The 12,562-nt window shown below is 56.0% G+C and carries 14 protein-coding genes and 1 other RNA gene; 4 read left to right on the top strand and 11 right to left on the bottom strand.

Annotated features, from left to right (window positions below):
• Positions 1 to 17: 17 nt before the first annotated feature.
• From ABRZ26_RS09525 to ABRZ26_RS09560, 8 genes are all read right to left on the bottom strand, one after another.
• A complete protein-coding gene (locus tag ABRZ26_RS09525) occupies positions 18 to 488 on the bottom strand; it encodes a DUF943 family protein (protein ID WP_319604031.1) in 471 nt (156 codons plus the stop codon).
• A 67-nt stretch (positions 489 to 555) separates the two neighbouring features.
• On the bottom strand, positions 556 to 1,023 hold the full coding sequence (locus ABRZ26_RS09530; RefSeq protein WP_319604032.1) for a DUF943 family protein: 468 nt from the start codon (positions 1,021 to 1,023) through the stop codon (positions 556 to 558).
• Positions 1,020 to 1,799: a YPO3983 family protein gene (locus tag ABRZ26_RS09535; RefSeq protein WP_413556190.1), complete on the bottom strand. Its 780-nt coding sequence runs from the start codon at positions 1,797 to 1,799 to the stop codon at positions 1,020 to 1,022. Before ABRZ26_RS09535 ends, ABRZ26_RS09530 begins: the two co-directional genes overlap by 4 nt.
• Positions 1,768 to 1,899, bottom strand: coding sequence for a DUF3289 family protein (locus tag ABRZ26_RS09540; RefSeq protein WP_319604034.1), 132 nt, complete (start codon positions 1,897 to 1,899; stop codon positions 1,768 to 1,770). Before ABRZ26_RS09540 ends, ABRZ26_RS09535 begins: the two co-directional genes overlap by 32 nt.
• Before the next feature lie 69 nt (positions 1,900 to 1,968).
• A complete protein-coding gene (gene ubiI / locus ABRZ26_RS09545; RefSeq protein WP_319604035.1) occupies positions 1,969 to 3,180 on the bottom strand; it encodes an FAD-dependent 2-octaprenylphenol hydroxylase in 1,212 nt (403 codons plus the stop codon).
• A gap of 32 nt (positions 3,181 to 3,212) precedes the next feature.
• Positions 3,213 to 4,391: a 2-octaprenyl-6-methoxyphenyl hydroxylase gene (gene ubiH / locus ABRZ26_RS09550; protein ID WP_319604036.1), complete on the bottom strand. Its 1,179-nt coding sequence runs from the start codon at positions 4,389 to 4,391 to the stop codon at positions 3,213 to 3,215.
• A 48-nt stretch (positions 4,392 to 4,439) separates the two neighbouring features.
• On the bottom strand, positions 4,440 to 5,756 hold the full coding sequence (gene pepP / locus ABRZ26_RS09555; RefSeq protein ID WP_319604037.1) for a Xaa-Pro aminopeptidase: 1,317 nt from the start codon (positions 5,754 to 5,756) through the stop codon (positions 4,440 to 4,442).
• A gap of 56 nt (positions 5,757 to 5,812) precedes the next feature.
• Positions 5,813 to 6,397 (bottom strand): YecA/YgfB family protein, encoded by a 585-nt coding sequence (locus ABRZ26_RS09560; RefSeq protein ID WP_319604038.1) that lies wholly within the window; start codon positions 6,395 to 6,397, stop codon positions 5,813 to 5,815.
• Positions 6,398 to 6,584: 187 nt separating this feature from the next.
• Between ABRZ26_RS09560 and zapA the strand changes: the two genes are divergently transcribed.
• The 3 genes from zapA to ABRZ26_RS09575 all read left to right on the top strand — a co-directional run bounded on the left by zapA (position 6,585) and on the right by ABRZ26_RS09575 (position 7,832).
• A complete protein-coding gene (zapA, locus tag ABRZ26_RS09565; RefSeq protein ID WP_319604039.1) occupies positions 6,585 to 6,914 on the top strand; it encodes a cell division protein ZapA in 330 nt (109 codons plus the stop codon).
• A 74-nt stretch (positions 6,915 to 6,988) separates the two neighbouring features.
• Positions 6,989 to 7,172: non-coding RNA, 6S RNA (ssrS, locus tag ABRZ26_RS09570), on the top strand.
• A 42-nt stretch (positions 7,173 to 7,214) separates the two neighbouring features.
• Positions 7,215 to 7,832, top strand: a complete 618-nt coding sequence (locus tag ABRZ26_RS09575) for a 5-formyltetrahydrofolate cyclo-ligase (protein WP_319604040.1) — start codon at positions 7,215 to 7,217, stop codon at positions 7,830 to 7,832.
• A 2-nt stretch (positions 7,833 to 7,834) separates the two neighbouring features.
• Here the strand turns inward: ABRZ26_RS09575 and nadR are convergent, their stop codons facing one another.
• The 3 genes from nadR to serB all read right to left on the bottom strand — a co-directional run bounded on the left by nadR (position 7,835) and on the right by serB (position 11,624).
• Positions 7,835 to 9,094, bottom strand: coding sequence for a multifunctional transcriptional regulator/nicotinamide-nucleotide adenylyltransferase/ribosylnicotinamide kinase NadR (gene nadR / locus ABRZ26_RS09580; protein ID WP_319604041.1), 1,260 nt, complete (start codon positions 9,092 to 9,094; stop codon positions 7,835 to 7,837).
• Between the two features lie 148 nt (positions 9,095 to 9,242).
• Entirely contained in the window at positions 9,243 to 10,628 is a 1,386-nt protein-coding gene (gene radA, locus ABRZ26_RS09585) for a DNA repair protein RadA (protein ID WP_319604042.1), read from the bottom strand.
• Between the two features lie 18 nt (positions 10,629 to 10,646).
• Positions 10,647 to 11,624 carry a phosphoserine phosphatase gene (serB, locus tag ABRZ26_RS09590; RefSeq protein WP_319604043.1) on the bottom strand — a complete coding sequence of 326 codons (978 nt, stop codon included), beginning with the start codon at positions 11,622 to 11,624 and terminating at the stop codon, positions 10,647 to 10,649.
• Positions 11,625 to 11,786: 162 nt separating this feature from the next.
• Between serB and ABRZ26_RS09595 the strand changes: the two genes are divergently transcribed.
• Positions 11,787 to 12,446: a YtjB family periplasmic protein gene (locus ABRZ26_RS09595; RefSeq protein WP_319604044.1), complete on the top strand. Its 660-nt coding sequence runs from the start codon at positions 11,787 to 11,789 to the stop codon at positions 12,444 to 12,446.
• Positions 12,447 to 12,562: the final 116 nt, after the last annotated feature.

Raw genomic sequence — 12,562 nt, forward strand, 5'->3', positions numbered from 1 at the left:
ATGCCTTATATCGGCATTCATCTGATGATATCCACGCGGGATTCATAAGGGACGATCTCTCCATCCGGCTGTAGTCTATACCGTTGATTAGATGTCCTGAGCGTGATACTGCCCGCGCCATTGTCATTTATGGAAAAAAGAAGTTGTTTTTCAATACAGTTTTTCTCTACTGGCCTATCTTCAAAACATAGGCGGTCATAATCACTTTCCTTATAACCCTCGCCGAAGTCCCAGAAGGTAATATTGAAGGAGCCATAAGACGAGCGTTTGGGGATGGCGTATTGCTCTTGCAGCATCGCCTGATTCTTCAGCCACCAGTCGATCTTCCCGCGGTTGGTCAGCGGAAAATTCAGCACCAGCACATCGCTGAAATGCTGCATCTGATGAATCGCCACGATTTTTACCGGCCGGCAAAGCCAGATAATGCCGTACACGGCGCCCAAAACGCTCAAAACGGCAACTACAGGCTTTTTCGATAAAATCTTCATACGCTCATCCTGATGTCCATCCCGGTGATAAACGCTCTGTTTACAGCATCATGCCTTATATCGGCATTTATCTGACTTGTATGTGAAATTCGTAAGGGACGATCTCTCCATCCGACTGCTGTTTGTAGAGTTGACTCGATGTCTCTATAAGAATACTGCCTTTCCCATTGTCATCTACAGAGAAAACCAGTTGTTTCTCAATGCAGTTTTTCTCTGTCTGCATATCCTCAAAACACAGACGATCGTAGTCGCTTTTCTTATAACCCTCGCTAAAGTCCAGGAAGGCGATGGTGAAGGAGCCATAAAACGAGCGTTTGGGGATAGCATATTTCTCTTTCAGCATATCTTTATTCTTCAGCCACCAGTCGATTTTTCCCCGGTTGGTTAGCGGAAAGTTCAGCACCAGCACATCGCTGAAATTATTGCGTTGATGAATCGCCACGATTTTTACCGGCCGGGAAAGCCAGATAATGCCGTACACGGCGGCCAGCACGGCCAGAACGGCAACTACGCGTTTTTTCGACAATATCTTCATTTACGCCCCATCCTGGTAATTTCCACCTCGGTTTCCATCTCGGTGATAAACGGCCGCTGCGCCAGCGGGCCGTAGTGTTGCAGAACAAACCAAATCTTAAAGAAACTAAACTGGCGAAATAGCCACTTCAAAATATCCTCGTCATCCAGTCCAAAATGATCCTGCACCCGGTAGTGAACCACGGCGTGAAAGTCGTTATCGCCAATGTACAGGGACTTCAGGGTGATATGGGCTGACCAGATATCATGAACGGTAATCCCCATACCGTTAACATGGTCAATCAATCTATCAAACTTCGGCAATATGCTATTCATTATCGCTTCTTTGATTTTGTTTTCTGCCGCTGCCGGAAATAGTTTGTTTTTCCAGTCGATATTTTCACGAAGAGACTCCTTGATATTGAGCAATGTACTGTATTCCGACAAATCCTCGACAAGCTGTTCTCTTAGCGCCTGATCAAGCAGCGGGCTGCGGAAGGTCGCGCCGTTGCCGTAGCGCATATGGTCGATCATCTGATGGATAAGGGGCGCGTAAGGCCCGCGCATGGCGAAAGGCCATGCGTTATCGTGAAATTCGGCGAACAGGCGGCTCAGGCATTCTTCTGTGGAGAGGTATCGGGTGTTTGGCCTGCGGCCCAACTCATACGGGTAAGTCCAGCCGGGAGCCGCTATCTCGGCGCGCGTATAGGGATTAACCCGCGCAGACACGTCCGTGAGGCCGAAGATAGTTTTGAGGGTGGATTCGCTATTGTCGCCATAGCGCATTATGGTCGCCATAGCGCATGTCCGGCGCCTGATAGTCATCCATTTTATTCTGGCTTTCAAAAACGCGATGAGGAAAGTGCAATGCGGCCGGTCTTATCGTCAATTCAGTCATTACCCGTACAAGTAATCGACAAGCTCAAGCCTGACTGGCGCATGGCATAACGCGCACGCCCCCTGAGGGCTATTCCCCTTTCTCCAGCCAGGCGGGTAAATCGTTTAACCCCATGGCCTGACGCACCAACGTCGGTTTGACGCCGGGCAGGTTGTCCGCCAGCAACAGGCCGACATCGCGCAATAGCTTTTTGGCCGGGTTGTTGCCGGCAAACAATTCGCGGAATCCCTGCATACTGGCGAGCATCACGGCGGCGCTGTGTTTACGTTTACGTTCATAACGCCGCAGATAGAGATGCTGACCGATATCCTTACCCTGCGCTTGCAGGCGTTTCAGCTCAGAAATCAATTCCGCCGCATCCATAAAACCAAGATTGACGCCCTGGCCCGCCAGCGGATGGATAGTGTGCGCAGCATCGCCGATCAGCACCAGACGATGGGCGGCGAAACTGCGGGCATAGCGGCCCGTTAACGGAAAGACCTGCCGTTCGCTCTCCAGTTTGCACAAGCCCAACCGGGTATCGAACGCCGTCGCCAACTGCTTATTAAACTCCTCGACCGGCAACGTCAGCATGGTCTGCGCCTGATTTGGCGGCAGCGACCAGACAATGGAACTGAGATGCGGATCGCCAAGCGGCAGAAACGCGAGAATGCCGTCGCCGTGAAAGACCTGCCGCGCGACCGACTGATGCGCAGATGCCGTGCGGATGCCGGCGACCAGCGCATGATGGCCGTAATCCCAGAAAGTCAGGGGAATATCGGCATGCTGACGCAGCCAGGAGTGCGCGCCGTCCGCGCCGACCACCAGCCGCGCCGTTAACATGTCGCCGTCCTGAAGGGTAATGAAGGCTTCGTTTTCTCCCCAGGCCACCTGTTTCAGCGCGGCGGGCGCCAGCAGGGTGATATCGCTCAGTTGAGACGCGCGTTGCCACAGCGCCTGCTGAATAACCGGGTTTTCAATGATATGGCCCAGATGGGAAAAACCGAACTCCTCGCCGCTGAAGCTGATTTTGCCAAAGCTGTCTTTATCCCAGACTTGCATGTCGTTGTAGGGGCTGACCCGCTGCGCCGTCAGGTTTTCCCACACCCCCAGATGGCGAAGCAGGCGTTCGCTGGCGGCGTTGATGGCGGACACCCGCAACGCATATTCTTTTTCCTGCGCCTGAGGGACGGTCGGCCACTGCTCCAGTACGGCAATACGCAGGCCATTGCCCTGCAAGCCGCAAGCCAGCGCCAGACCGACCATACCGCCGCCGGCGATAACCACGTCGAATGATTGCATACACCTCTTCCTGTTATATCCCGTTGGCGCGCTTAACGTTCCACCCAGCCCAGCGTACGGCGGGCGAGGGCATCGCGCAGCAGCGGCAGATTATTCATGGTCATCAGGCCCAGATTGCGCCCAATCTCTAATGCGGTATAGCGGTTAGCGAACAGTCTGACCAGACCGTCGGTGATCGCCACCGTGGTCTGCTGGTCGGGCTGACGGCGCTGCTGGTAGCGGCTGAGAACCGCATAGTCGCCAGGGTCCTGCCCGTGTTTCACCGCGTCGACCAGGGTTTCCGCCAGCGACATCACATCGCGCAGCCCCAGATTGAATCCTTGTCCGGCAATCGGATGCAGCGTTTGCGCCGCATTGCCCACCAGCGCCAAACGGTGATGAATGTGCTGATTAGCCGTCAGCAGGCGCAGAGGATAGCTGCGACGTTCGCCGATGTGGGTAAAGGCGCCCAGACGCCAGCCAAACGCCAGTTGCAACTGACGGCGGAATTCGGCTTCGCTCCAGCTATCCACCTGATCCTGCTTGTTTTCCTCATGACACCAGACCAGCGCGCTGCGGCCCTTGTTCATGGGCAGCAGCGCCAGCGGCCCGTGAGGGGTAAAGCGCTCGTACGCCCGTCCCTGATGCGGCTCGGTGGTGGTGACGTTGGCGATGACGGCGATCTGATTATAGTCTTGTCGCCGCCACTCGATGCCGCAAGACTGCGCCAGACGGGAAAGCGAGCCGTCGGCGGCGACCAGCAATCGCCCCGTCAGCGTTGCGCCGTTATCCAGCGTTAGCGTGGCGGCGTTCTGCGTGCGAGCGACGTCAACCACCTTCGCCGGACAGTGCAGACGAACGCCGGGCGCTTTTTGCAACAGTGAGAAGAGGCGCTGTCCGGCCTCGTGCAGCTCGACCACATGACCCAGCGCCGGTACGCAATAGTCGGATGCTTTCAGGTCGACAAAGCCGGCGTGGCCGCGATCGCTGACATGTATCCGGGTTATCGGGGTCGCGCAGCCGGCCAGCGCCTGCCAGATGCCGACGTTTGCCAACTGTTGGCTGGTGCCTGCCGATAGGGCGATGGCGCGCGCGTCAAACCCCGGATGCCGGCGATCGAGCGGCGATTGGGCTTCAATCAACTCAACCGGCACGTTTCCCTGTGAAAGCTCGGCTATCGCCAGCGCCAGCGTCGCGCCGGCCATGCCGCCGCCGACAATCATTACCGTCATATCTTATCCCGTCATCTTTCAAGCCGTTGGTGCGTTGGTTGCCCCGAGTTATCCGGCTGCTTTTGCCATCAAGGCTTCAATGGCGTCGGCGTCTTTTACTACGCCGGCGGTCAGATTTTCATTACCGTCTTCCGTGATCAAAATGTCATCTTCAATACGGATGCCGATTCCCCGATAGGGATGGGGAACGTTGGCGTCGGGCGCAATATACAGGCCGGGTTCCACCGTCAGCACCATGCCGGGTTGCAGCGGACGGCCGCGATCGGTGGAGCCGTAATCGCCGACGTCATGCACGTCCAGACCGAGCCAGTGGCTCAGCCCGTGCATATAGAACTGGCGATGCGCCTGTTCCGCTATCAGCGGCTCGACGTCTCCTTTCAGGATGCCCAGCTTGATCAGCCCGCTGACCATGACGCGCACCACTTCCTCATTGACTTCGCGGATGCTGCGACCGGGGGCGAACAGTTCCAGCGCTTTATGCTGCGACGCCAGCACGATGTCGTAGATGGCGCGCTGCGGTTCGGTGAACTTGCCGTTGACGGGGAAAGTTCGGGTGATATCCCCGGCGTAGCCCTGATATTCGCAGCCGGCGTCAATCAACACCAGATCGCCGTCGCGCATCTGGGTTTCATTTTCCGTGTAGTGCAGAATGCAGGCGTTATCGCCGCTGCCGACGATGGTATTGTAAGAGGGATAGCGCGCGCCGTGACGGGTAAATTCGTGGTGAATCTCCCCTTCCAACTGGTACTCGAACATACCGGGACGACAGGTCTGCATGGCGCGCGTATGGGCCAGCGCGGTGATCTCGCCCGCGCGGCGCATCACGTCAATTTCCGCCGGGGATTTGAATAGCCGCATTTCATGTACCCAGGGACGCCAGTCCGTCAGCGTCGGCGGCGCGATGAACCCCTGGCGCGTTCCCTGACGCAGCGTCGTCAGCGCGGAGAAGACCAGTTTGTCGGCATAGTCGTATTGTCCCTGAGCGTGATAGACGACATCCAGACCGTTCAGCAGGACATGCAGTTGGGTGCCGATCTCATCAAAAGGCAGCGCACGGTCAACGCCCAATGCGGCCGGCGCGGCCTGTTGCCCAAGTCGGCGGCCAAACCAGATTTCCGCCGTCAGGTCGCGAACCCGGTTGAATATCACGCTATGCTGGTGTTTTTCATCGCTTTTAATCAACAGCAGCACGGCTTCCGGCTCGTTAAAACCGGTGAAATACCAGAAATCGCTGTTTTGCCGGTAAGGGTATTCGCTGTCGGCGTTACGTGCGACTTCGGGCGCCGCAAAAATAATCGCGGCACTGGCGGGAGCCATTTTCTCCAGCAGTGTCTGGCGACGGCGAAGGAATTCTTGTTGGTTCATTTCCCGCTCCTGAAAATATTGCGTTTCGTTTACTTTCGCGCCCGCCATCAATGGGATTAATGCAGCGTCGGCTTTTTTTGCTCCGGGGCGACAACCTGCGGGCTGATAAATTCGTTATGGCACAGAATGGCCGAAACGCGGACGTATTCGATGACTTCTTCAAGGGATTGTTCCAGCTCTTCCTGATCTTCATCTTCGTCATAGCCAAGCTGGGCGATGTTGCGTAAATCGTCGATCGCTTCTTTCAACTCGCCCTTCGCTTTATTCAAATGGGGCTGAACCACGCCTAATCCCAGCAAAAAGTGGTTTACCCAACCCGACAAGGCATCCGCGCGGGCAAACACCGTGACCGATTCACTGTCGTCATCCGGCAGAAAAAGCTGGAACATAAAACCTTCATCTTCAAGCATTTCCCGCGTGACTTGATACAGATGCTGGAGCGGCTGGGACAGCAGTTGCGGAAAGGCCATGCCTTCGTTGGTCAGTTCAAAAACCAGGGTTTTCCAACTGTCATCATGGTTGCCGCCGCACAGCATACCGCTGATCAATCCATGCATCTCGGCGGCGGTTAGTGCGATCTGCTGCTGGTGCAGCAATTGGTCAATGGCTTCATAGCCTGGAAACGTATTCTCTATAGACATGCGCATTCGTCATCGTTGGCAGGGTTAGTTCATGTTATGCTACCACCAAGCTCCATCGGTATACCAGAAAGGGCTTGTATCTTATATTGGGGATATATATAGTGACGCCCGCTTAAACCGACCGCTGCCAGGCAGCGCGGGATTCATCCTGTGCGGGCGCGAAATTGAGATAAGGCAGGAAGGTGGTATGTCTGCACAACCAGTAGATATTCAGATTTTTGGCCGTTCGTTAAGAGTCAACTGTCCGCCAGAGCAGCAGGATGCGTTGAATCAGGCTGCGGAAGATCTTAACCAAAGGTTGCAAGATCTTAAAGTTCGCACCAGAGTCACCAACACCGAGCAGCTGGTGTTTATCGCCGCGCTGAATGTGTGTCATGAACTGGCGCAGGAACGGAACAAAACCCGTGATTATGCGGCCAACATGGAGCAGCGTATCCGTATGCTGCAACAGACTATCGAACAGGCATTGTTGGAGCAGGGCCGTATTACCGATCGTCAGGGCGCCCAGTTTGAGTAACATCCGGTTTTGACAAAAGTACGGTGTTCTTAAGCGAAAAGACGTGATAAGGTTTATAGCAAGTAACGAATAAAATTTCTCTGAGATGTTTGTCAGCGGGCCAGTCCCCTGAGCCGATATTTCAAACCAATAGAATGTAACGCTCCGTGGTTGGTGAGCATGCTCGGCTAGTCCGAGAAGCCTTAAGACTGCGACGTTATGTTCACCTTGAACCAAGGGTTCAAGGGTTACAGCCTGCGGCGGCATCTCGGAGATTCCCTTTCTTTCTACGTTCAGCCACGGCGACAGCCTCCATTTCGTATGCAGCCGATGCCATCATCCACAGTGTCGCTTTCTTCCCGGCTTCGTCAGCAAATCCGTCAGGATGTGCGGCGGCAGCGCCGTCAGCTCAGCGCGCAGCAACAGGCATTATCCGCTCAACAGGTACTGGCGCGGGCGTCCGCGCATCCGAAAATCCGTCATGCCGATACTATCGCGGCATTTTTATCGTTTGACGGCGAACTGGATACCAAACCGTTGATCCAACAGTTCTGGCAGCAGGACAAACAGGTTTACCTGCCGGTGTTGCACCCTTTCAGCGCGGGAAATCTGCTGTTCCTGCGCTATGCGCCGGATACCGAACTGGTATTGAACCGGCTGAAGATTTTACAGCCGCGCCTCGATGTGCGGCAGGTCTTGCCCCTGCAACAGCTGGATGTGCTGCTGACGCCGCTGGTGGCGTTTGACCGTCAGGGGCAACGTCTGGGGATGGGCGGCGGTTTCTATGACCGAACCTTACGGCATCGAACGCCGCGCGGACCCTATCCCATCGGTCTGGCGCATGACTGCCAGCAGGTCGATGCCCTGCCGGTGGAAAGCTGGGACATCCCGTTGCCGGAAATCATTACCCCGTCGCGCTGCTGGCGCTGGGGGGAATAAGGCTATTCCAGCCGTCCTGAGGGTATTGTCTCGCGATTGTGTCCCAGCATTTGCTGCACCAGCTCGACGCAGCGCAGAAAACGCGAGTCGTAGTCTGAATCCTCGACATGGACATACGGGACATCATTTTCCGCCAGCATGCTCATCAACAGATGCTGAAATTCCTTCCGCGCAGGCGCGCTGCCCAGACTACGCAATCCGTCCGCCACCCACGGCGTGTTGTTTTCCAGCAGAATAACCAGATCGAAGCGATACTCATCAATCAGCGCCTGCACGAACGGGTGCTCGCGGCCTTCATATTTTTTGCAGAATGCCTGGGTCGTGACGAAGTCGGTATCGATAAATGCCACTTTATTGGCATATTTTACTGCGAAATCAATGTACTGCGCCTGGCCCAATGCGATTTTGTCATAATCGGAATATTGCAGGGCCATTTCATCGCCCCCCAGATGGGAAAATACATAATCTCGACCGTATTCCCAGGCGCTGGTGGTATTGAAGATGTTGGCCAGCTTGTTGACCAGCGTGGATTTACCGCTGGACTCGCCGCCGAGAATCGCGACGGTGCGCACAAAGAAGGGTTTGACTTCGGTCGGGATATATTCCCAGAAACGGAAAGGATCGTGACGGATCTGCGACCCGCTGATGTTCATGAACGAACGTTTGGGATCGACCAATACCGTTTCGATACCTAAATGTTCGCGGTACTGCGGCGCATCCTGCTCTTCGCTGGTATAGACAAAATTGGGCTGGATGCCTTTTTCCTGCATAAAGGCCTGAATTCCTTTGCTCCACACGTCCCAACCATGCGGGTAAGGTTCCATTCCCTGCTCGTTAAACGAATGAATGCGGATATTTTTCTGGTACTTAAAGGTTTGCAGCAGCCAGCGCAGACGGTCGCTGACGGTCGGCTGCTGCGACATGGAGCTGTTTTCAAACAGCAGGCGGTCGCGCGGCTCGTCGTAGCCCAGAATGACGTGCAATTCGTCAACCTGGCTACAGGCGCGCTGGATAAGATAAATATGTCCGGTGTGTAGTGGATAAAACTTGCCGAATACCACGCCGATCTTTTTTTCGTAGCGGGGAAATTCAACGCCGAGGAAACGGTGCAGGGCTTCAAGTTTTTGCGCGCTGGGGCTTTTTATCTTGGCATTGAGTAATTGACTGAGATAACCCTTGGTCATATCCGTCGCATCGGCGACCTGTTGCAGGGTACATCCTTTTTTCCGGATAGCGGATTTCAGATAATCGAATGGTGGCATTTTCCGACACTCCTGTTTAGCGTACTAAACAAAATACCACAGCGCGTCGTCGCCTGCTGAAAAACTTCGATATTGTCTGTGCGGAGGGCTCGTGCGACGTTAACCATCGCTTCCGGCGATTGGCAAGCCCTCTGTGGAATCGTAACGGTTACAGATCGTCGAGAATATCCAGCGCGTCGGCCAGCTTTTTGACGCCGAAAACCTGCATGTTGGCCGGCGGTTTTTTCGGCATATTGGCGTGCGGCACGATGGCGCGTTTAAAACCGTGCTTGGCCGCCTCGGCGATACGTTCCTGTCCGCTGGGTACCGGGCGTATTTCGCCGGCCAGCCCGACTTCGCCGAACACCACCAAATCCTGCGGCAGCGGGCGATCGCGCAGGCTGGAGACCAGCGACAGCAATAACGCCAGATCGGCGCTGGTTTCCGTGACCTTGACGCCGCCGACCACGTTGACGAACACATCCTGATCGGACATCTGCAAGCCGCCGTGGCGATGCAGCACGGCGAGCAGGATCGCCAGCCGGTTTTGTTCCAGCCCGACGGCTACGCGGCGCGGGTTGGACATCATGGATTGATCCACCAGCGCCTGAATTTCCACCAGCAGCGGACGCGTACCTTCCCACACCACCATCACCGAACTGCCGGAGGTGATTTCGTCGCCGCGGCTGAGGAAAATGGCGGAAGGATTGCTGATTTCGCGCAGCCCCTGTTCGGTCATGGCGAACACGCCCAGTTCGTTGACCGCGCCAAAGCGGTTTTTATGGCTGCGCAGGGTGCGAAAACGGGAATCGGCGTCGCCGTCCAGCAGCACGGAACAGTCGATGCAGTGCTCCAGCACTTTCGGGCCGGCCAGCGAGCCGTCCTTGGTGACGTGGCCGACCATGATAATGGCGACGCCGCGCGTCTTGGCGAAGCGGGTCAGGTAGGCGGCGGTTTCACGCACCTGCGCCACGCTGCCGGGGGATGACTGAATATCGGCCAGGTGCATGACCTGAATAGAGTCAATCACCATCAGCTTCGGCTGTTCCTGTTCGGCTATCAGGCAGATCTGCTCGATGCTGGTTTCAGACAGCATGTTCAGGTTCTGCGCCGGCAAACCGAGGCGATGCGCCCGCATGGCCACCTGTTGCAGCGACTCTTCCCCGGTCACATACAGGGTCTTCATCTGTTCAGACAGTTTGCACAGCGTTTGCAGCAGCAGGGTGCTTTTGCCCGCGCCGGGGTTGCCGCCGATGAGAATCGCGCTGCCCGGCACCACGCCGCCGCCCAGCACCCGGTCGAACTCCTGAAAGCCGGTGGAGAAACGAGGCAATGCCTCCAGACTGATTTCCGATAGCTTTTGCACCCGGCTGACGCCGGCGCTTTCGCCGGCATAGCCGCTCAGGCGATCGGAACGCGAGGACGAAGATGCCGCGGCCAGACGAACTTCGGTAATGGTGTTCCAGGCGTGACAGGCGCTGCACTGTCCCTGCCAGCGCGGATAGTCGGCCCCGCATTCATTACATACAAAGGCGCGTTTGACGGCTTTTGCCACAGGTAACCTCTACTCGGATTAGCGTTTTTCGTGTCTCATGCTGCCGCTGAGGATGCATAATACACCGGTCAGGTCGGCATGACGGATGCTCACGGCGGCCTGTTCGTTGACTTTGGGCTTGGCATGATAGGCGATGCCCAGGTCAGAGCTTTTGATCATCAGCAGGTCGTTGGCGCCGTCGCCGATAGCGACGGTCTGCTCCATGGGAATATCCAGTTTTTCCGCCAGCTTGCGCAGCGTGGCCGCTTTGTATTTCGCATCGACGATCGGGCCGACGACTTCCCCCGTCAGTTTGCCGTCGCGCATGCCCATTTCGTTGGCGACGGCGGCGACCAGGCCCAGTTCTTCCTTCAGATAATCGGCGAAATAGGTAAATCCGCCCGAGGCGATGGCGACATGCCAGCCGGCTTCCTGAAGCTGACTTACCATATCGGTCAGCCCCGGCATCAGCGGCAGGTTGTTGCGTACTTCGAGCAGGATGTTCGCATCGGCGTCCTTTAAGGTTCCCACGCGTTGGCGCAAACTGGCGGAAAAGTCCAGCTCGCCGCGCATCGCTCGTTCGGTGACTTCGGCAACCAAATCGCCGGTACCGGCCAGTTTGGCGATTTCATCGATACATTCGATCTGGATTGCCGTGGAGTCCATATCCATCACCAGTAAACCGGGCGCCCGCAGCGTCGGCGAGTTACGCATCGGGGCGACATCCAACCCCAGATCGTGCGCGAGCTTGGTCGCCCGCGGCGTCAGCGTACCCGCCAGCCGGACAACCTGATAATCGCCCACATTCCACGCGCTGACGATAACCATCGCCGCGCCCAGGCGACGCTGATAACGGGAAAGTAAATTCTTATCAAGCACGTCGCTGTACAACAACCAGCCGGTATCGCCGGCGCGGTAATCGAGCGGCATGACTTCATTACCGCTCAGCGATAGCGGCAGTCCGGGCCAACAGTTAATCTCATCCGGGAGATCACGATAGGTCAGACTATTCGACATGGGGCAGTTCCTCTACTGACGGTAATAACGCGTGGCCGGACGCCAAAAACTCGGCATGTACAGCCGTCGCCACAAACATATTGGTCGGAAAACAGGGCAACAAGCTATCCTATCGTCGGCGCTTCTGGCAACATAAAGTATCCAAATCGCGTAAGGATTCTCATGGTTCGGGCCCGGGTAAAATTCCGCCTACATCGCACAGCCATTGTGTTGATTTGCTTAGCTCTGCTGGTGATTTTAATGCAGGGGGCTTCCTATTTCAGTCTAAGTCATCAGATGGCGCGTTCCGAACAGGTTGAAGACCTGGCGCGCACGCTGACCAGACAGGTTGCATTCAGTCTCTCTCCCCTGATGGAGAGCGCGGATGATAACAGCCAGAGAATCAATAGTATCCTTAAGCAACTTACCGATCACAGCCGTATTTTGGATGCCGGCATTTATCAGCAGGACGGCTCGCTGGTGGCGCGCGCCGGTGAACAGGTGCCGCTCCGCGATCGGCTGGCCTTGGACGGCAATCGGGTCGGCAGTTACTTTAACCATCAACTGGTGCAGCCGATTGAGGGGAAAGACGGCCCGATAGGTTTCCTGCGCGTTACGCTGGATACGCATGTGCTGGGGACGGAAGCCAAGCAGGTGGATAACACCACCAATATTCTGCGTTTAATGATCCTGCTGTCGCTGGCTATCGGCATCATTCTCACGCGTACGCTGTTGCAGAATCGCCGCACCCGCTGGCAGCAGTCGCCTTATCTGCTGACCGCCAGCACGCCGTTAAAAGAAGATGACGGCGACGAGACGGGAAATGACGGCGGCAAGGCCTGAATAAATGACGACGGCATCTTTGCATGCAACGGATTGCGCGCGGTTTTTCCGCGCCTTCAGTCACCGATTGTGTATAGTCGCTAAATCAGGGAAAATACCCGGCATTATTCGTAAGC

Source organism: Brenneria sp. L4-2C, from assembly GCF_040240335.1.
Taxonomy (GTDB): Bacteria; Pseudomonadota; Gammaproteobacteria; order Enterobacterales; family Enterobacteriaceae; genus Brenneria.

Coding starts and splice junctions, on each gene's coding strand:
- ABRZ26_RS09525 (WP_319604031.1), bottom strand. CDS start 488: ATGAAGATTTTATCGAAAAAGCCTGTAGTTGCCGTTTTGAGCGTTTTG.
- ABRZ26_RS09530 (WP_319604032.1), bottom strand. CDS start 1,023: ATGAAGATATTGTCGAAAAAACGCGTAGTTGCCGTTCTGGCCGTGCTG.
- ABRZ26_RS09535 (WP_413556190.1), bottom strand. CDS start 1,799: ATGGCGACCATAATGCGCTATGGCGACAATAGCGAATCCACCCTCAAA.
- ABRZ26_RS09540 (WP_319604034.1), bottom strand. CDS start 1,899: ATGACTGAATTGACGATAAGACCGGCCGCATTGCACTTTCCTCATCGC.
- ubiI (WP_319604035.1), bottom strand. CDS start 3,180: ATGCAATCATTCGACGTGGTTATCGCCGGCGGCGGTATGGTCGGTCTG.
- ubiH (WP_319604036.1), bottom strand. CDS start 4,391: ATGACGGTAATGATTGTCGGCGGCGGCATGGCCGGCGCGACGCTGGCG.
- pepP (WP_319604037.1), bottom strand. CDS start 5,756: ATGAACCAACAAGAATTCCTTCGCCGTCGCCAGACACTGCTGGAGAAA.
- ABRZ26_RS09560 (WP_319604038.1), bottom strand. CDS start 6,397: ATGTCTATAGAGAATACGTTTCCAGGCTATGAAGCCATTGACCAATTG.
- zapA (WP_319604039.1), top strand. CDS start 6,585: ATGTCTGCACAACCAGTAGATATTCAGATTTTTGGCCGTTCGTTAAGA.
- ABRZ26_RS09575 (WP_319604040.1), top strand. CDS start 7,215: ATGCAGCCGATGCCATCATCCACAGTGTCGCTTTCTTCCCGGCTTCGT.
- nadR (WP_319604041.1), bottom strand. CDS start 9,094: ATGCCACCATTCGATTATCTGAAATCCGCTATCCGGAAAAAAGGATGT.
- serB (WP_319604043.1), bottom strand. CDS start 11,624: ATGTCGAATAGTCTGACCTATCGTGATCTCCCGGATGAGATTAACTGT.
- ABRZ26_RS09595 (WP_319604044.1), top strand. CDS start 11,787: ATGGTTCGGGCCCGGGTAAAATTCCGCCTACATCGCACAGCCATTGTG.